The organism is Acidimicrobium ferrooxidans DSM 10331 (assembly GCF_000023265.1).
Lineage (GTDB): Bacteria > Actinomycetota > Acidimicrobiia > Acidimicrobiales > Acidimicrobiaceae > Acidimicrobium > Acidimicrobium ferrooxidans.
Genome location: NC_013124.1, coordinates 1733230 through 1749925 on the forward strand (window position 1 = coordinate 1733230; position 16696 = coordinate 1749925).

The window sequence follows — 16696 nt, forward strand, 5'->3', positions numbered from 1 at the left end:
GACCCTAGCAAGCCCGTCCGGTGCCGGTCGGTCAGTGCGTGGTCGATGGCAGGCCGGACCTTCAGCATGCGAGCGCTGCGCCCTCTGCGCGATCGCGGCCCGCAGCCACGGACGGCACCGTGCGAGCGGCCCTGTGAGCGCGGCGCGAGTCACGCACCGGCGAACATGGCCGGGAGCCGTCGTCGCGCGGCGTGCGAGCAGCGTGGCGAGAGTTCACCGACGACAAGCCACCGCTCACGCCTCGTGATCGCCGCGGCGGCCATGGACGTCCGTGACGTCACCGACGTCTCATGCTCCCCTCGCCAGTTCGGCCTGGATCCGGGCAAGGACCTCGGGGTCCTCGAGGCCGGTGACATCACCGGTCGCCTTGCCATCGACGACCAGTTCGGCGAGCAGGCGGCGCACGATCTTGCCCGATCGAGTCCGCGGCATCGTCGACAGGACGTACACCGCGCCAGGGCGCGCGATCGGACCGATCTCGCGCTCGAGCGCCGCAGCACACGTGGCCTCGTCGACACCGGTGGCGCCGGCGGCAACCGTCACGAAGGCGACGGGGACCTGGCCCTTCAGTGCGTCACTGACCCCGACGACTGCCGCCTCGGCCACACCCGGTACGAGGAGGAGCGCACTCTCCATCTCCATCGTCGAGAGTCGGTGTCCCGCGACGTTGATGACACCATCGACGCGGCCGACGACCCAGACGTGGTCATCGTGATCGAGGAGGGCGGCGTCGGCGGTGTCGTAGCGTTCCGCACCGAAGCGCGTGAAGTACTGCGCCCGATAGCGCGCCGGATCCCCCCAGATCGACCGCGCCAGCGTCGGGAACGGCGCCGTGAGCAGCAGGTAGCCGACTCGGTCTCGACCCACCGTTGCGCCTTCATCGTCGACGACGTCGAACCGATGACCAGGGAGCGCCATCCCGCACGACCCGGGCTTGGCGGGCGTGATGCCCACGGCACTCGAGGTCCACGCCGAACCGGTCTCGGATTGTCCGTAGGTGTTGTTGATCTCCACAGTGCCCGTGCCAACGTGCTCACGCACCCAGTGCCAGGTCGTCGCGTCGAGCGGCTCGCCGACGAGCGAGATCAGACGCAGCGACGAGAGATCGTGGCGCTCTGCCCAGCTCGCGCCCGCTCTCGCGAGCATGCGCAAGAACGTCGGGGCGGTGAAGACCTTCGTGACGCGGTAGCGCTCGATGATGTCGTAGGCGCGATCGGGCTCCGGATAGTCCAGCGCACCTTCGTAGGCCAGCATCGTCGCCCCGGCGGCGAGGCCACCGACGAGCTCGAAGATCGGGAAGGTCAGCCATCCGGTGTCTGCGGTGCACCAGTACACGTCCTCCGGCCCGAGGTCGAGCGCCCACTGGACGTTGTGGTAGGTCCCGATGAGAAAGCCCACGCCTGCGTGCACGAGCCCCTTGGGTTTGGCCGTCGTGCCCGAGGTGTAAATGATGAAGCCCGGCTCGTTCGCCTCGACCGGCACCGGCTCCGCTCCGTCCGGATGCGCGGCGATGAGTTCGTCCCATGCGTGATCGCGCCCCGGTTGCATCGGGACCTCACCGTCGCCGAGCCGACGCACGACGATGACGTTGCGCACCGACGGCAACCGATCCAGGATGCCGTCCAAGGTCTCCTTCAATGGGATACGCCGCCCCCGGCGGTAGGTGCCGTCTGCGGTGATCACCACCTTGGCCCCGGTATCGACGATGCGATCGAACAGCGCTTGCGCCGAGAAGCCAGAGAAGATGATGTTGTAGATGGCGCCGATCCGGTAGCACGCGTGGACCGCGGCGAACGTCTCGAGCAGGTTCGGCAGGAAGATCGCGACGACGTCGCCCTTCGTCACGCCGAGATCAGTGAGCGCGGCCGCCATGCGTGCGGTCTCGGAGGCGAGCTCCTGGTACGTCCAGCTGCGCTCGGCGCCATCCTCCCCGATCCACCGAATCGCCACGCGCTCTGGCTCGCGCCTCGCATGGCGATCGATGCAGTTCACGCTCACGTTCATACGAGCCCCGGCAAAGAACCGAAATCCATCGGCAAGGCTGCCCTCGAGGGCGGGGGCTTCGTCGAACCCATCGATCCACTCGAACGTGGCTGCAACCGAACGCCAGTAGCCCCCGAGATCCTCGATCGAGCGTTCGTAGAGCGCTCGGAACTCGTCGACGTTCGAGACCGGCAGTCGACCAGACGGTGACAGGGACGGCTCCACCAGTTCGGCGGTTCGCACCATCGGGGGTAGCTCTGGCATTGGCTCGCTCATGGGCAGCACCTCCCTCGCTCCACGCTGGGCGGATGTTACCACGGCACGGCACGCGCGGCGAGGACCCGGGGCGCGACGCGCCGTGCGAGGCAGGCGGCCGCGGCGACCGCTCGTGGCTCGCTGGTCGCGAGGAACTCCACGCCGAGCGACCGGTCCCCACGTCGTACGGGGATGCTCGTGGCTGCAAGCTTCGCCAGGTTCGCCACGTGCACTCGACCCACCTCGGTGGTGTCGTCGTCCGTCACGACGACCTCACCAGCTCTCGTCCTCGCCCCGCTCGACCCGACGGTGCTCGGTGCAAGCAGCGCGTCGAACTCGCCGGCCACCCGACGCACACGCGCGCTCGCCGCTCGGACCGCGTTCTCGGCGGCTACGAATGCCGCCACGATGCCGGTCGCGACCTCGCGAGCGGTGCGCTCGGTCTGCGTCGTTGCGATCGCCTCGAGCGCGCGCCGTGCCTCGACGAGCGACCACCACGGTGCGCAGAACGCGTCGTCGACGTCGATGCATTCGACCCCGTCCGCTTCCAGCGCGGAGGCGGCCTCGTCGAGGACTGCGTCTTCGTCCGTGCGAGCGCGTCCGGGCGTCACGCGGCCCCAGACCCCGATCCGCGTCGGACGCCACTGGCCGAGCGTGAACGGGGTGAGGAGCCGTCCCCGCCCCTCTGGGTCTCGAAGCACATCGATGGCCCATGCAGTCTCGGACAGCGTCGCGGCGACGACGCCGTCGCTCAGGCGCTCGGCGTCACCGAGCACCCACGGTCGCACGTGCACGCTCGCGAGTCCGACGTCGGCTGCTGCCACCCGCAGCGACCCGAGGGCATCGGGGACCAACGCGAGCGGGACCGCACCGAGTGCGACCCGGCTCACCGCAGCGTCGAGGACACGGGTCGCGCAAGACTCGTCCACGACACCGGGATCCTCGAGAGCAGGAAGCGGCCCCGAGCCCGTCGTCGACCACACGCGACCGACAACGACGGCTCCCAGACTCCGGGCCCTCGCGACGACTCCCTCGCCATCTGACAGACGAGCATCGACGAGCACGGGGACACCAGCGAGCGGGCGAGACGGCGACGGGGCGACACCGTCGAGCGCACGAGCCTCCTCGAGCGCCGCGTCGTCGAGCGACACAGCGATGGGGTCGGGGCGTTGCTCGAGGGAGCGAAGCTGCGCGCGAGAGGCAACGACGACCTCGCTCGCGCAGCGACGTCGGTGGACGAGGTCGTCGAGGACCTCGAAGAGCACGTGCTCGACCTATGCGCCCTGAATCGGCGGGAGGCTGCCGTCAGCAAGGCCCTCGGCCATCGCCCAGCCGAAGGCGATGAGCACGTCGGCGTCACCCTCTTTGCAGCAGGTGAACACCTCATCGAAACCCGTCGGCGTCGCGTCCGAGAGACGGTAGACCACGAAACCGACCGGCCGCTCTCCGCTCACCGCACCCGAGGTGCGGTCGTCAAGGCCAGAATCGAGCCCAAAGCGCTTGGCGAGCCGTCGCGACCAGGCTCGCTCCTCTCCTGTCGGACGATGCCCGGGTCGCGGAACCACGTCCTCAAGACCAGCAAGCAGGTCGTAGCCGGTCGGGGAGCCGAGCTTGGCCGCGACGAGCACATCCTCGTCAGGGAACGCGAGCAGCGCGCGCTCGTAGGCCTCGTGGAGCAGACTGGCCAAGGTGAGGGGCTCGTGCTCCTTCGGCGTCGTGACCGCCAGCTCGATGAGCACGCAGGGCGTGCCGCCGATACGTTCGAGGGTGAAGAGCATCCCGCCAACGAGCTGCTCATCATCGGCGGCGAGGGCACAGAGCACCCACGCTTCTCGCTCGGCCTCCAAGAACTCAGGGGTCAAGGTCACGCCGTGCGCTGCTGCCAGCGCACCGAGCGCGTGCAGCTCCTCGTCCGTCAGTGCGGTGCAATCCTTCGTGATCGTCTCGATCGCCATGGCGCTCCTGCTCCCTCGAGTCGACGGCCCCTCCAGTTTACCCGCCCTGGCGTCGCGGCGAGGGCGATGCCACCCGCGCCGTAGGCTGGGATCGTGGACGACTCGATCACGCTGCAGGCACTGGGTTCATCGCGGCAGACGTATGCCTACGACGACCCTGACCCATCTGTGCTCGAGACCTTCCCGACGCCACAGCCCTCCGGCGGGCTCGTCATCCGGCTCTTCGCCCTCGAGTTCACGAGCCTGTGTCCGGTGACCGGCCAGCCCGACTATGGCCAGCTCGACATCGTCTACGTGCCGGGGCCTCGTTGCGTCGAGTCGAAGAGCCTCAAGCTCTACCTCATGCGCTTTCGGAACCACGGAGCCTTCCATGAGGCCTGCGTCGCGCAGGTCGCGCAGGATCTTGCCTCCGTCCTCGCTCCTCGCTATCTTCGGGTAATCGGCCGCTTCAACGCGCGCGGAGGCATCGCGATCTGGCCGCTCCGTGAGGTCGTCGCCGACCACGAGGACCCGGCTGCCCTCCGAGCGCTCGTCGATCTGGACAACGGAGCGCGTCCATGAGAGGCATCGATCGATCGCGTCTCGCACTCGCCATCGCGGGTGCGGCGGTCTACGTGGGATCCATCGTCCTCGCCAACTGGATGCTGCTCCACGTCGGCGCTCCGGGCCCGGGGGCACGTGTGCTCCCCGTGGGCTTCGGGCTCGAGGCCCCGAGTGGGGTCTACGTCGCAGCACTCGCCTTCATCGCGCGCGATCTCGTCCAGCGCTACGCGGGTCCGAGGGTCGCCGTCGCGGCCATCGTCATCGGAGCGGCGCTCTCAGCGCTCGTCTCCACGGCGACGCTCGCGTTCGCATCGGGCGCGACGTTCCTCTTGTCCGAGTCGACCGACTTCCTGCTCTTCCAACCGCTCCAACGTCGCACGCTCCCCGGCGCGGTGTTCACCGCTGGACTCGCAGCGATCGTGGTGGACTCGGTGGTGTTCCTCACGCTCGCAGGCATTCCGCTCCACGCTGCGCTTCCAGGGCAACTGCTCGGCAAGTTCTGGATCGTCCTCGTGGGCAGCGCCGCCACCATCGGGCTGCGACGCGTGACCCCCGCACCGTCGCTTCGTCCTCGCGCCGCGTCATGAACCACCTCGACCACCGTCAGCGAACGCTCGGCATCATCGCCCTCGCTGGTGCCTCGGCGATCTGGGGCGGCATGTACGTCGCGACCGCCGCCCTCATGCGCCAGACCCCGCCACTCGTCGTCCTCGAGCTGCGCGAGGCGATCGCAGGTTTGATCCTGGTTCCGATCGCATGGCGATCAGGGCGGTTGCGCATCGCTCGCGGCGACCTCGCCCTTGCGGCAGCGATCGGCATCGTGGGTTTCACCGTCTCGATCGGCCTGCAGCTCGAAGGCACGCACATCGCTGGGGCCGCACTCGGTTCGCTCATCACCGCATCGTCGCCGGTGCTCATTGCGCTCCTCGGGAGGGTCTGGCTGCGGGAGCGACTCCCATGGCCCAAGCTCGTGGCGATCCTCGTCGCCGTCGGGGGTGTGGCGCTCATCGCCGGCCATCCGCCAGGGGGACCCCAGGTCGAGCCCGGGATCATCGACCTCGCAGGGGCGGCCCTCGCTTGGGCGATCTACACGGTCGGATCGGCGCACCTGACCCGCCGCTACGACGCCCTCGGAGTCTTGGCGATCGCCTGCATCGTCGGCTCCGTGACGAGCCTCCCCTTCGCACTGGCGTCGGCCAGCCACGCAGCGCATCCGCTCCCGACGACGCTCGTGGCGTGGCTCGAAGTCGCCTACATCTCCATCGCAGGAATGGCGCTCGCCTTCTTCCTCTGGAACTGGGGGTTCGGTCGAGTCGATGCCGCCGTCGGGGGATCCATGCTGCTCTTCCAGCCGCTCGTGGGCGTCGTCCTCGGCATCGTACTGCTCGCAGAACCGATCACTCTCACCCTGGTGTTCGGCGGCTTCCTCGTCGTCGCCGGCGTCTCAGGAGCCGTGGCGATCGCCACACCGAGAGTCCAGCTTGCGACGAACGCGTCACCTGAGGCACCCCAGTCGGGGATTCGCACGTAGCCGTCACCCCGTCAGGCCCCGACCACATGCTCGACCGAGTTCGCGACGCTCGCGAGACCACGCCGGAGCGGGTACGGCCCTGGCTCGGAGCACATCGTCCTTGTCAGCGAGATCGGAGCCATCTCGCACGAGCAGGACGGAACCTACGGCAGCCCCAGGATGACCCACGAGATGCGACTCGTGGCGGCTGCTTCTTCAACCACCAGTGCCCGTGACCGGCCCTGCGACCGAGTCCACCCTGAAGGCGAGACTTGACGCCCTCCCGCCACGGCTCGGTCACGGCGGGCGCCGATGACCGAGAGCGCGTCGAGCCTCCGACTCCCGGACGCGAGGATCCGTCGCTGGGTGGCGGCGTCGGGGTGGCAGCGCGTGGCCGAGCTGAGGCAGGCGACAGATCCGTGGGCTCGCGTCGTGTTGGCGCGATGCCGTTCGTGTGCGACGAGCGCCCGGGGCTCCTGCACGGCGGCGGACGGTCCCCGTCGAGCACCTCCTCTCGGACCTGGGCGTTCAGCGGCTTGCCTCGCAGAGGCCGCGCTGCCACGGCGATGCGGCATCGGGGAGCCACGGAGTCACCCCGAGTTCCGCTGCTCAGTGAGCGAGCACGCCCGCGACGGACAGGCGCAAGGTGGAGAGCGGGTCGGAGTGGCCAGGTCGGACGGCCATGTTATCCGTGACGAAGCGGACCGTGACGCCCTTGTCATTGAGCTGGGGGACGAGGGCTCGCAGGTCGTCGAGGTTGCGCGCCGAACGATCCAGCGAGTGGACGACGACCTCGTCGCCCTCGCGGAGGTAGGCGATGAGGTCGCGCAGGGCCGGGCGGTCGACCCGAGCGCCGGAGACGTGGTCCACGAAGACACGGTCGGTGTGGACGCCGACCAGCTGGCGCTCGACCGACCGATCAACCGAACTCACATGAACGTAGCCGACGACCCGCCCTGAGGCCTCGCTCACGAGAGCGCGCCTACCCTCAGCGTGAGCCAGGAGACGAGTGCCACGGTCGGGAGTGGACGGTCGCGGCGACGAAGGCTCGCAGGTGGTGGGCCAACGTCTCACGGTCGATGGCTCCCTCGGCGACCTTCCAGACGAGGTCCTCGAGCTCGTTGTCGGACGCCAGCAGCACGTGGCCGTTGAGCCGGACAAACAGCTCCGTCGTCACGACCGCACAGCGCTTGTTGCCGTTGGGGAGTGGGTGGTTGGCGACCAGGCGCTCAAGCAGCACCGCGGCCTTGGTAGGCACGGTCGGGTAGGCCTCCACGCCCCCGAGGCCGGCTCGAGGCGCTGCGAGCGCTGAGTCAGCGAGTTGACCTGCCGGGCCAGCGAGGATCGACCTTACCGTGGCCTCGTCGAGGCCGAGCGTGGCCTGCACGACGACGGCGTAGTCGGCGAGGTCGAGGTAGCGGACCGTCACATCGTGGCGAGGCGCTCGAGGAGCCCCTTGCGCTCCTCGATGATGCCTCGTAGCATCGCCAAGTACCCGGGGTCGGCGCGGCGCTCGCGCGCACGAGCGATGACGTCGTCGATGGTCTCGACGGGCCTGGGTGCAGCCTCGACACAGCGGGTGAGGTCCTAGCTGGCCATGATCGAACACACCCCCTCCCTGCGCCGACGTCCGCCAACTCATCGAGCCGATGTCAGCACACCGTAGCAGAACGAGCTGGGGGGCGTCGGCGGCTGCTGTCGCCTTTGGTCTACAACATCGCCGCGACAGCTGTCGCCACAGGAGGAGTGAATCCCACGGCGACAGGATCCCGTGGGGAGCGCGAGATCGCGGCCGGTACACCCTGAGGCGACGTCGGTGGAAGCTCATTGCTGGGGGCGACCATGTCGTCGACGAGTTTGCATACCTTGGTCGAGCGCTCGAGGCGGTAGTCAAGTTCCGACCACGCCTCGCCAAGTTCCTCGGCGCGTCGGCCCTGGTAGCTCTTGATGAAGCGCCCGACGCGGGCGTCGAACTGGATGCGATCGCCAGGCTGGAGCTCGAGGCGCGCGAGCGACGCGCCGTACGTGAACCAGAGGTGGTCCGTGACTACCTCTCCCGTCGTGACGAGACGGACATCGAGGAGCAGAATCGAGCGCTCTGGCCCCATCCAGCCAGGTTTGGAGTCGAAGAGCCCTACGTCGCCTCAAAGCGTGATCGTTGTCCGACGTGTCGTGCCAGTCGTTCCCTCGTGTCCGTCCCATTAGGGCGGGCCTGGCCTATATCTCCCCGGGCAAGACCGATGCGCTCGCTGCGCGGCCGTCCTCAGGGATTTCCATCTGCGTCCAGGGCTCGTCACGCACACTCTCGCGAGCCACGAGGTCAAAGAGGGCGTAGGCAAGGGCGCAGAGCGCGTAGCGGGCGATCGTGCAAGCGTCACGTGTGGAGCGTGGCGGCACGACGATCTCTGCCGCGTTGTCATCAAGCACGCCAACGGTGATCGCGTCGTCGTCCGGTCGCTCGGCAATCCTCGTCGTGACGAGGCGCTGGGTCCACTCACCGAACACGCGACATGCGATGCCCGCCTCGTCGCAGAGGGCCTCGATCGTCCGCGCACCGTCGAGATCGATGTGCTCGACGTAGCGAGGCGCCGGCCAGAACGAGGTGGCCTTCTTGCGCTCCGAGTTCGACGAGTGCGGCAAGAGCCGCTCAGCGGTAGACCGCGCGCTGCGCGCCCTCGTCGACGAGGAGGTGCTCGTGCGCGGCGGCTGGGGCATCTACGTGCGCGCGAGGCGCGTCGGGCATCGCTGCTCGCGCCGACCGGCACGATCGGGGCATCTACGTGCGCGCGAGGCGCGTCGAGTACTTCGGCAGGACCGGCATCGGCACGGCGGTGATCTTCGATCGCCGGTACCCCGAGGTGCTCGCCAAGCTCGGTGTCACTTGGGAGGCCGACAGCGCACGCAAGGCGTACAACGAGGGGCGCACCACCCAGGTCCCGGCCTGGACCGCGGTCAACGTCGGCCGCCAGCGCATCACCAGGCGGATCGCGTTCGGGAAGCGAGTGTTGCAGTATGAGCGGACCACGGGGACTCGACGACGGAACGTGGCGAGCGCTCGAGGAGGCGCGAGCGAACGGTCTTCTTCCGCTACTTCCTGAGTTCTTCGAGCAGAACTCGCCCGTCTGAACAGGACCATCGACTTCCGGGTGGTGCTGCCGGACGACCTGCCCGGCACCAACCACTGCCGCAGCTACACGGTGTGCTGGAATACGGCCTGCTCGAGCCGACGGAGGCGCTCGGCGACGCTCAGCTCGCCCCCTCCCTCCTCGGTGCGGAGCCGATCGAGTGCCCAGATGCGGAGCAGCGTGGAGACTGGTAGGTGCTCCTGAGCGGCGGCCCGTTGGAGCCGGGCATGCTCGTCAGCGGACAACCGTACCGACACCACGGTTGGGCGAGTGAGGTTGGGCCGTGCGACCGTGATGTCCGTGGGCATCGTGTCGGCGAGGTCGTGCTGCTCCGCCGCTGCCCCCTCTTCAGCCAGGATTTCCTCGATCTTGCTGCTCATCGGTCCTCCTCCGCGTAGATCCGTCGATCTCGTGGGCCTGCGACCCAGGCGTTGGCGCCCCACCACTCCCCGGCAGGCCGCTCCGTCTCGTCGACGTCGGCGGCGACCAGGATCACAACGAGGACATCTCGAGCGCTCGGCGAGTAGCCGATCACTCGTACCGATCGACCGCTCCGGCTCGCAGGGTCCGGCGTGAGCCAGACCGCATGGTCCTCGTTGATCGCTTCGTCAGCCCAGCCTGGTTCGATGCCGTGGCGTGAGCGGATGTAGGCGGCTCGCTTCTGCCAGTCCACTCGCACCACACCTACATAGTACTACACTCGACTACGCTTGGTGGCTCGGCGCCGACCGTGAGAGGACGGTTGTGAGGTTCGCGGCAGCAGTAGCACCCGCTCCCAGGGAGCGGCTCGGAGGTCGTCACGGCGCAGCTACCACTCGTAGAGTGGCGTCCCACCAGGTGGTGTAATTTCCGGGCGGCCTGAACTCCAGGAGGGCGGGCCACCGGGCGATCTCTGGCTTGTCGGTCAAGAGCTCGCCAGAGGAGGTACGCGAGTGGCCCTGACTCTTTCCGACTTCACCCACGTGCTCTGGCGCCATCAGAGCAGGCGGCGACATCGACGTCATCCGAGAGGGGGTTCAGCTCGTTCTCCAAGCCCTCATCGAGCGAGAGGCTCGAGCGGTCATTGGAGCTGGCCGCGACGAACGAGGCGAGGGACGCCAGACGCAAGCGCAACGGTGAGCGCGACCGTCTGCTCGTCACCAATGCTGGCGACCTGGAGCTACGCATCCGCAAAGCTCCGTCGGGGGAGCGTGTCCCGAGCATCGGCGAGCGCCGCCGCCTGCGTCGATCGCGTCCTCGACGTGCGTGGTCATGGAGGCCGACGTCTGAGGGAGTCAGCACCCGCACGGTCGACGACTTGGTCGCGGCCCTCGGTGGGACGGGGATCTCGACAAGCGAGGTCTCCCGCATCATCGCATCCCTCGACGAGGAGCTGGCAGGATTTCGTCGCCGCAGGCTGGACCATCTCTGAGTTCTGCTCCCTCTTCGCCGATGCCACCTACGCGAAGGGTCGCCTCGAGCACCAGGTCATCTCCCGTGCCGTGGTAGTCATCACCGGCGTGCACACCGCCGGGGACCGCGAGGTCCTCGGGGTCGTGCGTCGGGGATGGGCAGACCGAGAGCTTCTGGACCGAGTGCGAGAGGGAGCTCAGGGATCTCGGGCCTCGGGGTGTGCGCCTCGTCAGCTCCGATGCCAGAGCGCAGGCTCACCAAGCCATCGCCAGGTGCTTCGTCGGGGCGAGCTGGCACAGGTGCCGAGTGCAGCGGGCGCGACGTGCTCGCTCGCATCGAAGAAGGGGAGCTCGGGAGATGGACCTCGCCTCAGATCCCAACGATCGTCGCTCAAGCCGTCCCCAGGAGCGGTACGTACCCGCTACGACCAGGTCATCGACTCCCTTGCCGCGAAGCTCCCAGCGGTTGTGACCATGCTCGCCGAGGCCAAGGAGGAGGTCTGCACCTTCACGAACTTCCCGGAGGCCCATTGGCGAACGATCTGGTCCACGAACCCGCTCTGAGCGGGTGAACCACGAGATCAAGCGGCGCACTAACGTCGTCGGGGTCTTCGGCAACGACGCCGCTCTCCTGCGCCTTGTCACCGCTGTCGTGCTCAGCCAGCACGAGGAGTGGGCCGTTGCCGAGCGGCAATACCTATCACAGGAGTCCATGGCCGAGCTTGTGACTGCCACGAGCGACGACGACACGGCGGGCACCTCCGAGACGCCTCGGCCCCCTAGCGCTCCTCCCGTGCTGCCGTCGCCCGCCGAGGAAGAGCCTGCAGTGGTAGGCTGAGAGCGGCCAGGGAACGGATTTACACCACTCGGTGGGACGTGATCCATCGCACCCTGCTGTCGCATCTGGTCCGAGATTTCACCGCGATAGCTGTCGCCACAGGAGGCGCAGATCCCACGGCGACAGGATCCCGCGGGGAGCACGGGATTGCCCCGCCGGTACGTCAGGAGACGAAGCCGGTGGGCGCGTCGAGATGGCAGCTTCCCGGGTCGGGCGTGATCCGGGAGGGGGCGTGGGGAGGTCGTCGGGCGAGGATGCAGCAGTGCTCGTCGCTGCGCGACCAGTCCCGCCTCGTCGACCACCACGACTCGGACGCACGCAGGCAATGGAGTCTCGAGGAGATCGAAACCGATGGGCGACCGAACGCGACCGCTCGACCCGGCCTCACCGATTGAGCGCACCAGAGCTGCCTAGGCCTTCTCCGGGGTTGCGTTCCTACTCATCGACGAGAAAACGCCACGCGAGCTCGCCCCCGCGGCTCAGCCCGATTCGGCCAGTCGCCAGAACACCCGTCCTGCGTTCGTCGGCCGGCTCGAGGTCGACCGCCCCGCCGAGCACGAGGCCATTGTGCTCGCCCGTCATGCCGAGCGCTCGTGCGACCCGCCCTGGACCGAGCACTCGACGCCCGTCGTCGAGCTCGATGCCGCGCACGAGGACGGCACCTGGCACTCCTTCGGGTGCCACGACGATGTTCACCAACCAGTGCACCCCGTAGCACAGGTACACGTAGAGGTGGCCCGGAGGACCCCACATGATCTGGTTCCGCGGTGTCGATCCTCGCCACGCATGACTTCCTGGATCCTCAGCGCCTTCGTACGCCTCGACCTCGATGAGTCGACCTGCGCCGAGCGGCCCGACGAGACGTGCACCGAGGAGCCGCGGAGCGACGTCGTGTGCCGGACCCTCGAGCAGCTCACGCAGGGCGCGTGTGCCTGAGTGCATGGAGGCGCTCCCGACGCTCGCCGAGCCGGACGCGCAGCTCGTCGAGCTGACGCCGCACCGACTCAAGACTCGCCATCCCGTTCGCGCCGCGCCGCTCGATCGCCTCGTGAGCCTCGATGAGGCGCACCGCCTCCTCGCCGAGCTGCGGATGCGCCGCCACGAGCTCGGCGAGCGCGACGTGGCGCTCCAGCGAGTCACGCACGAGCCCTGCCGCCACCGCATGCGCACGTCGAAAGGGCATCCCTCGACGTACCAGGTACTCCGCAACATCGATCGCTTGCAGGTAGGCCGATGACGCCGCCTGTCGCATGGCGTCGAAGTCGAACGTCATCGTCGCAAGCAGCCCCTGCATCGCCGACAGCTCGAGGCGGAACTGGTCGACCGCGTCGAAGAGCGGCTGCTTGTCCTCCTGGAGATCCCGGTTGTAGGTGAGAGGCAACCCCTTCAAGACGGTCAGGATGGTCACGAGGTCGCCGATGTAGCGACCGGCCTTCGCGCGCGAGAGTTCGGCGATGTCCGGGTTCTTCTTCTGCGGCAGCATCGACGAGCCCGTGGCGTAGGCGTCGTCGAGGCGGATGAAGCGAAACTCCTCGGTGGTGAAGAGCACGATCTCCTCCGCGAGCCTCGACAGGTGCACCCCCGCCATCGTGATCGCAAAGATCCCCTCGGCGACGAAGTCCCGATCGCTGACCGCATCGACGCTGTTCGCAAACGAACGCGAGAACCCGAGCCGGGCCGCAACCCACGGTGGGTCGAGCGGCAAGGTCGAACCTGCCAGGGCACCGGCACCGAGCGGCGAGACGTCCATGCGCACGAGTGCGTCGAGCACTCGGGCGATGTCGCGCTCGACCGCCCAGGCGTGAGCGAGCAACCACTGTGCGACCGGGATCGGCTGAGCGCGCTGGAGATGCGTGTAGCCCGGCATCACTGCGCTGCCCGCACTCTCGGCGAGCTCACGAAGCACGTCCGCAAACCCGATGAGCCCTCCGGCAACCTCTGCCAGTGCGTCACGGGCCCAGAGCCGCAGATCGGTCGCGACCTGGTCGTTGCGCGAGCGGCCGGTGTGCAGCTTGGCGCCGACGTCACCGGCGAGCTCCGTCACGCGTCGCTCGATGGCCGTATGGATGTCTTCGTCGGAGGGGACCACGACGAAGGTCCCCTCGCCGAGTTCGGCCTCGACGGCCCGGAGCGCCCCGAGCAGCGTCTCGAGCTCATCGTCGTCGAGCAAGCCCGCGTGGTGGAGTCCCTCGACGTGTGCCCTCGAGCCCTCGAGGTCCTCGCGCCAGAGACGCTCGTCGATCGAGAGGCTCTCGGTGAACGAGAGCAGGGCATCGGCGGGCGGCGCACCCATGCGGTGCTGCCAGAGCGTCACGGCCGCAGCCCTCCCTGGCGTTCGGCCCAGGTACGGATCCCGAGCCCGAAGATCCGTACGAAGCCCTCGGCGTCACCATGGCGGAACCGATCCTCGCTGGCATAGGTCGCCAGTTCGTAGTCGTAGAGCGACGAGGGGCTGCGACGGCCATCCACCCAGAACGCGTTCGGCGCAAAGCGCACCCGCACCTCACCGGTGACGGGCTTGGACGCTTCGTCGATGAAGGCGTCGATGGCGTGCTTCAGGGGCGAGAACCACAGCCCATCGTAGACGAGGGTTGCCCACCGCAGACCGAGTTCGATCTTGGCGTGCGCCACCTCGCGCTCGAGGGTGATGTCCTCGAGCTGCCGGTGCGCCTCGAGCAACACGACCGCGGCTGGTGCCTCGTAGACCTCCCGCGACTTGATACCGACCCGTCGATTCTCGACCATGTCGATCCGACCGACCTGCCACGATCCGGCGATCCGGTTGAGACGGTCCACGAGAGCGGCGAGCGGCAGGCGCTCACCGTCGAGCGACACCGGCACACCCTGCTCGAAACCGATGACGACCTGATCGGGGAGCGACGCAAGGCCACCTGCGGTGTAGGCCCAGACGTCCGATGGTGGCGCCGCCCAGGGATCCTCCATCTCACCGCACTCGACCGCACGACCCCAGAGGTTCTGGTCGATGGAGTATGGGTTCTCCTTCGACTGGGTGAGGGTGACCCCGTGCGCGCGCCCGTACTCGATCGTGTCCTCACGGTTCATGCCCCAATCACGCACGGGCGCGAGCACCGTGAGATCGGGAGCGAGTGCGGCGAGCGCAACCTCGAAGCGGACCTGGTCGTTCCCCTTGCCGGTACAGCCGTGCGCGACGGCGCTCGCACCGTAGCGCCGGGCCACTTCGACGAGCCGCTCCGAGATGAGCGGACGCGACAGCGACGAGACGAGGGGGTAGCGATTCTCGTAGCGCGCGTCCGCCTTGATCGCACGCGCGATGTAGTCGTCGGCGAAGGCGTCACGCGCATCGACCACCTCGGCGGCGATCGCGCCGGTCGCGAGGGCGCGGGTCCGCACCGCCTCGAGGTCTTCCTGCTGGCCCACGTCCACCGAGAGCGCAACGACGTCGAAACCACGCTCGACTTGGAGCCACTTGAGCGCCACCGACGTGTCGAGACCCCCCGAATAGGCCAGCACTACCACTTCAGCCACGAGTCGACTCCTTGCTGTTCCGTCTTGTCTTCGTCCTGTATCGAGCGCGCTCCGTGCGACCTGGCGCCACGACCAGGTCGATCCCGTCGATCGATCCGAGCAGAGCCGACGCGCGCAGTCACGGGAGCCAGATCCGCGCCGATGCCCGCGTCAGCCTAACCTCTGGGTTCGCCCGGGAGTCCGGCGAGGTTGTGCAGCAACGCGGCGACCTCCGGGGCGGTCGAGCCCTGCGACACCACGATGAGCAGGGTGTCGTCACCCGCCACGGTGCCGAGCACGCCATCGGGCTTGGCGCGATCGAGGGCAGCGGCAACGACATGCGCGCACCCCGGCGGGGTCTTGGCGAGCACGAGATCCCTCGCAACCGCGACCTCCACGAGCCACTCCGACAGCACGCGACGAAGGTAATCCTCCGACGTGGTCTGGTCCCGCGGGAGATCCGGGATGGCATAGACGCTCTGACCCTGCGGACCACGAACCTTGATCGCGCCGAGCTCGTCGAGATCTCTCGATACGGTCGCTTGCGTGGCGGAGATGCCCTCGACGGCGAGTAGGTCGACGATCTGCTGCTGAGAGCTGATCGCCTGCTGACTGATGAGCTTCGCGATCCGGTACTGGCGCTGGTTCTTCGCGACCATGGCGATCACCACCGCTCGATCGAGCCGGAGCCGGCACGATCGACGAGGAACGCCAACAGTCGCACCATGGCCGTCACGCGATGGCCGGCCTGACGAAAGGCCCACGAGTGCGGGCCGTCGAGGACCGACGCCTCGATCTCCTCGCCACGGTGCGCCGGCAAACAGTGCAAGATCCCAACCTCGTCGCTCGCCTCGGCGACCAACGCCTCCGTCAGGGCCCAGCCCTCGAAGGCGCTGCGTTTGGCCGGGTCCTCGCCCATCGAGACCCACACGTCCGTGGAGAGCACATCGGCACCGCGTGCCGCACTCGTCGGCGAGTCGAACAGCGCAATCGCCCCCCGCGCCCGCCCTGCACGCTCGAGGTAGGCATCGATCTCAGCCATGTCGGCCTCGGAGAACTGAAACCCCGCCGGCGCCGCGATGCGCACCTCGGCTCCGAGCGCGCCAGCGGCCTTGGCCAGCGATCGAGCGACGTTGTTCGCATCGCCGATCCACGCGATCCGCACACCCTCGAGCGTGCCGAGCGCCTCGTGGATCGTGATCACGTCGGCAATGGCCTGAGTCGGATGCGCGCGATCGGTGAGCAGGTTGACGAAGGGTCGCTGATGCCCAGCGAACCTGGGAGCCATCCGCTCGAACGTGGCGTGACGACGAAGACGCGCCCCAACCACCCGATGGTGACGCGCCAGCACCTCGGCGACGTCCTCGGCCGCCTCCCGCGTATCGATCCCGATCTCGTCGCCGGTGAAGAACACGGGCGTCGCCCCGAGCGCAGCCGCAGCGACGCCGAGCGCCGAGCGAGTGCGCATGCTCGGATGCTCGAAGACCCCTGCGATGGTGCCGCCTCGAAGCGGCCCGCTCGCTGCGACCGCCTCGGTGACGAGGCGCCGCATGTCCTCGGGAGCAAGGTCGTCTACGTCCCCGACCACGAGCGACGTCGCGCGCTCCATG

21 protein-coding genes are annotated in these 16696 nt (G+C 68.3%); 7 read left to right on the forward strand and 14 right to left on the reverse strand.

Translation table 11 applies throughout. The features are described 5' to 3' along the window. Positions 1-288: 288 nt before the first annotated feature. The 3 genes from AFER_RS08505 to AFER_RS08515 are packed head-to-tail and all read right to left on the reverse strand — an operon-like array spanning position 289 to position 4193. Entirely contained in the window at positions 289-2259 is a 1971-nt protein-coding gene (locus AFER_RS08505) for an acetate--CoA ligase (protein ID WP_015799036.1), read from the reverse strand. A 35-nt stretch (positions 2260-2294) separates the two neighbouring features. Further along, entirely contained in the window at positions 2295-3503 is a 1209-nt protein-coding gene (locus tag AFER_RS08510; RefSeq protein WP_015799037.1) for an amidase family protein, read from the reverse strand. Between the two features lie 9 nt (positions 3504-3512). Next, on the reverse strand, positions 3513-4193 hold the full coding sequence (locus AFER_RS08515) for a hypothetical protein (RefSeq protein ID WP_015799038.1): 681 nt from the start codon (positions 4191-4193) through the stop codon (positions 3513-3515). A gap of 93 nt (positions 4194-4286) precedes the next feature. On the opposite strand from AFER_RS08515, the gene queF reads away from it, so the two are divergent. The 3 genes from queF to AFER_RS08530 are packed head-to-tail and all read left to right on the forward strand — an operon-like array spanning position 4287 to position 6267. Continuing rightward, positions 4287-4754, forward strand: a complete 468-nt coding sequence (gene queF / locus AFER_RS08520; protein WP_015799039.1) for a preQ(1) synthase — start codon at positions 4287-4289, stop codon at positions 4752-4754. Beyond that, positions 4751-5323 carry a hypothetical protein gene (locus AFER_RS08525; protein WP_015799040.1) on the forward strand — a complete coding sequence of 191 codons (573 nt, stop codon included), beginning with the start codon at positions 4751-4753 and terminating at the stop codon, positions 5321-5323. Before queF ends, AFER_RS08525 begins: the two co-directional genes overlap by 4 nt. Continuing rightward, a complete protein-coding gene (locus AFER_RS08530; protein WP_015799041.1) occupies positions 5320-6267 on the forward strand; it encodes a DMT family transporter in 948 nt (315 codons plus the stop codon). The genes AFER_RS08525 and AFER_RS08530 overlap by 4 nt, the downstream gene beginning before the upstream one ends. A gap of 588 nt (positions 6268-6855) precedes the next feature. On the opposite strand, the gene AFER_RS08540 is transcribed toward AFER_RS08530, so the two are convergent. The 4 genes from AFER_RS08540 to AFER_RS08555 form a co-directional block, all read right to left on the reverse strand. Next, a complete protein-coding gene (locus tag AFER_RS08540) occupies positions 6856-7218 on the reverse strand; it encodes a recombinase family protein (RefSeq protein WP_015799042.1) in 363 nt (120 codons plus the stop codon). Positions 7219-7234: 16 nt separating this feature from the next. Next, positions 7235-7675, reverse strand: coding sequence for a type II toxin-antitoxin system death-on-curing family toxin (locus tag AFER_RS12420; RefSeq protein ID WP_015799043.1), 441 nt, complete (start codon positions 7673-7675; stop codon positions 7235-7237). Between the two features lie 280 nt (positions 7676-7955). Continuing rightward, positions 7956-8354: a hypothetical protein gene (locus AFER_RS12425; protein ID WP_015799044.1), complete on the reverse strand. Its 399-nt coding sequence runs from the start codon at positions 8352-8354 to the stop codon at positions 7956-7958. Between the two features lie 109 nt (positions 8355-8463). Continuing rightward, positions 8464-8961 carry a phospholipase C/P1 nuclease family protein gene (locus tag AFER_RS08555; RefSeq protein ID WP_015799045.1) on the reverse strand — a complete coding sequence of 166 codons (498 nt, stop codon included), beginning with the start codon at positions 8959-8961 and terminating at the stop codon, positions 8464-8466. A gap of 65 nt (positions 8962-9026) precedes the next feature. Between AFER_RS08555 and AFER_RS12080 the strand changes: the two genes are divergently transcribed. After that, the gene (locus AFER_RS12080; protein ID WP_143711995.1) at positions 9027-9344 is read left to right on the forward strand and encodes a hypothetical protein; all 318 of its coding nucleotides are present in this window, start codon (positions 9027-9029) and stop codon (positions 9342-9344) included. Between the two features lie 92 nt (positions 9345-9436). Here the strand turns inward: AFER_RS12080 and AFER_RS08565 are convergent, their stop codons facing one another. Continuing rightward, on the reverse strand, positions 9437-9751 hold the full coding sequence (locus tag AFER_RS08565; RefSeq protein ID WP_015799047.1) for a CopG family transcriptional regulator: 315 nt from the start codon (positions 9749-9751) through the stop codon (positions 9437-9439). Continuing rightward, on the reverse strand, positions 9748-10044 hold the full coding sequence (locus AFER_RS08570; protein WP_015799048.1) for a hypothetical protein: 297 nt from the start codon (positions 10042-10044) through the stop codon (positions 9748-9750). Before AFER_RS08570 ends, AFER_RS08565 begins: the two co-directional genes overlap by 4 nt. Positions 10045-10434: 390 nt before the next feature. Here AFER_RS08570 and AFER_RS13000 point away from each other — a divergent pair, with 390 nt between their 5' ends. Genes AFER_RS13000 through AFER_RS12795 form a run of 3 tightly spaced genes read left to right on the forward strand, consistent with a single transcriptional unit; the run spans position 10435 to position 11600 of the window. Then, on the forward strand, positions 10435-10782 hold the full coding sequence (locus AFER_RS13000) for a transposase (RefSeq protein ID WP_049755444.1): 348 nt from the start codon (positions 10435-10437) through the stop codon (positions 10780-10782). Further along, a complete protein-coding gene (locus tag AFER_RS12790) occupies positions 10685-11326 on the forward strand; it encodes a transposase (protein WP_083769375.1) in 642 nt (213 codons plus the stop codon). The genes AFER_RS13000 and AFER_RS12790 overlap by 98 nt, the downstream gene beginning before the upstream one ends. Positions 11327-11330: 4 nt before the next feature. Next, complete coding sequence (locus tag AFER_RS12795; protein ID WP_015799050.1) at positions 11331-11600, forward strand: transposase; 270 nt, start codon at positions 11331-11333, stop codon at positions 11598-11600. 435 nt (positions 11601-12035) lie between these two features. On the opposite strand, the gene AFER_RS08585 is transcribed toward AFER_RS12795, so the two are convergent. From AFER_RS08585 to AFER_RS08605, 5 genes are all read right to left on the reverse strand, one after another. Further along, positions 12036-12542 (reverse strand): DNA-3-methyladenine glycosylase, encoded by a 507-nt coding sequence (locus AFER_RS08585; protein ID WP_015799052.1) that lies wholly within the window; start codon positions 12540-12542, stop codon positions 12036-12038. Next, a complete protein-coding gene (argH, locus tag AFER_RS08590) occupies positions 12514-13914 on the reverse strand; it encodes an argininosuccinate lyase (RefSeq protein WP_015799053.1) in 1401 nt (466 codons plus the stop codon). Before argH ends, AFER_RS08585 begins: the two co-directional genes overlap by 29 nt. After that, positions 13911-15107 (reverse strand): argininosuccinate synthase, encoded by a 1197-nt coding sequence (locus AFER_RS08595; RefSeq protein ID WP_015799054.1) that lies wholly within the window; start codon positions 15105-15107, stop codon positions 13911-13913. Before AFER_RS08595 ends, argH begins: the two co-directional genes overlap by 4 nt. A gap of 155 nt (positions 15108-15262) precedes the next feature. Continuing rightward, the gene (gene argR / locus AFER_RS08600) at positions 15263-15745 is read right to left on the reverse strand and encodes an arginine repressor (RefSeq protein ID WP_015799055.1); all 483 of its coding nucleotides are present in this window, start codon (positions 15743-15745) and stop codon (positions 15263-15265) included. Positions 15746-15750: 5 nt separating this feature from the next. Beyond that, positions 15751-16695 (reverse strand): ornithine carbamoyltransferase, encoded by a 945-nt coding sequence (locus AFER_RS08605; RefSeq protein ID WP_015799056.1) that lies wholly within the window; start codon positions 16693-16695, stop codon positions 15751-15753. Between the last annotated feature and the right edge of the window lies 1 nt (position 16696).

Excerpts from the sequence above, each read along its gene's own strand:
- AFER_RS08515 (WP_015799038.1), bottom strand. The coding sequence starts at position 4,193 with ATGGCGATCGAGACGATCACGAAGGATTGCACCGCACTGACGGACGAG.
- AFER_RS12425 (WP_015799044.1), bottom strand. The coding sequence starts at position 8,354 with ATGGGGCCAGAGCGCTCGATTCTGCTCCTCGATGTCCGTCTCGTCACG.
- AFER_RS08505 (WP_015799036.1), bottom strand. The coding sequence starts at position 2,259 with ATGAGCGAGCCAATGCCAGAGCTACCCCCGATGGTGCGAACCGCCGAA.
- AFER_RS08555 (WP_015799045.1), bottom strand. The coding sequence starts at position 8,961 with ATGCCCCAGCCGCCGCGCACGAGCACCTCCTCGTCGACGAGGGCGCGC.
- AFER_RS08605 (WP_015799056.1), bottom strand. The coding sequence starts at position 16,695 with ATGGAGCGCGCGACGTCGCTCGTGGTCGGGGACGTAGACGACCTTGCT.
- AFER_RS08585 (WP_015799052.1), bottom strand. The coding sequence starts at position 12,542 with ATGCACTCAGGCACACGCGCCCTGCGTGAGCTGCTCGAGGGTCCGGCA.
- AFER_RS08530 (WP_015799041.1), top strand. The coding sequence starts at position 5,320 with ATGAACCACCTCGACCACCGTCAGCGAACGCTCGGCATCATCGCCCTC.
- AFER_RS08565 (WP_015799047.1), bottom strand. The coding sequence starts at position 9,751 with ATGAGCAGCAAGATCGAGGAAATCCTGGCTGAAGAGGGGGCAGCGGCG.
- argR (WP_015799055.1), bottom strand. The coding sequence starts at position 15,745 with ATGGTCGCGAAGAACCAGCGCCAGTACCGGATCGCGAAGCTCATCAGT.
- AFER_RS08525 (WP_015799040.1), top strand. The coding sequence starts at position 4,751 with ATGAGAGGCATCGATCGATCGCGTCTCGCACTCGCCATCGCGGGTGCG.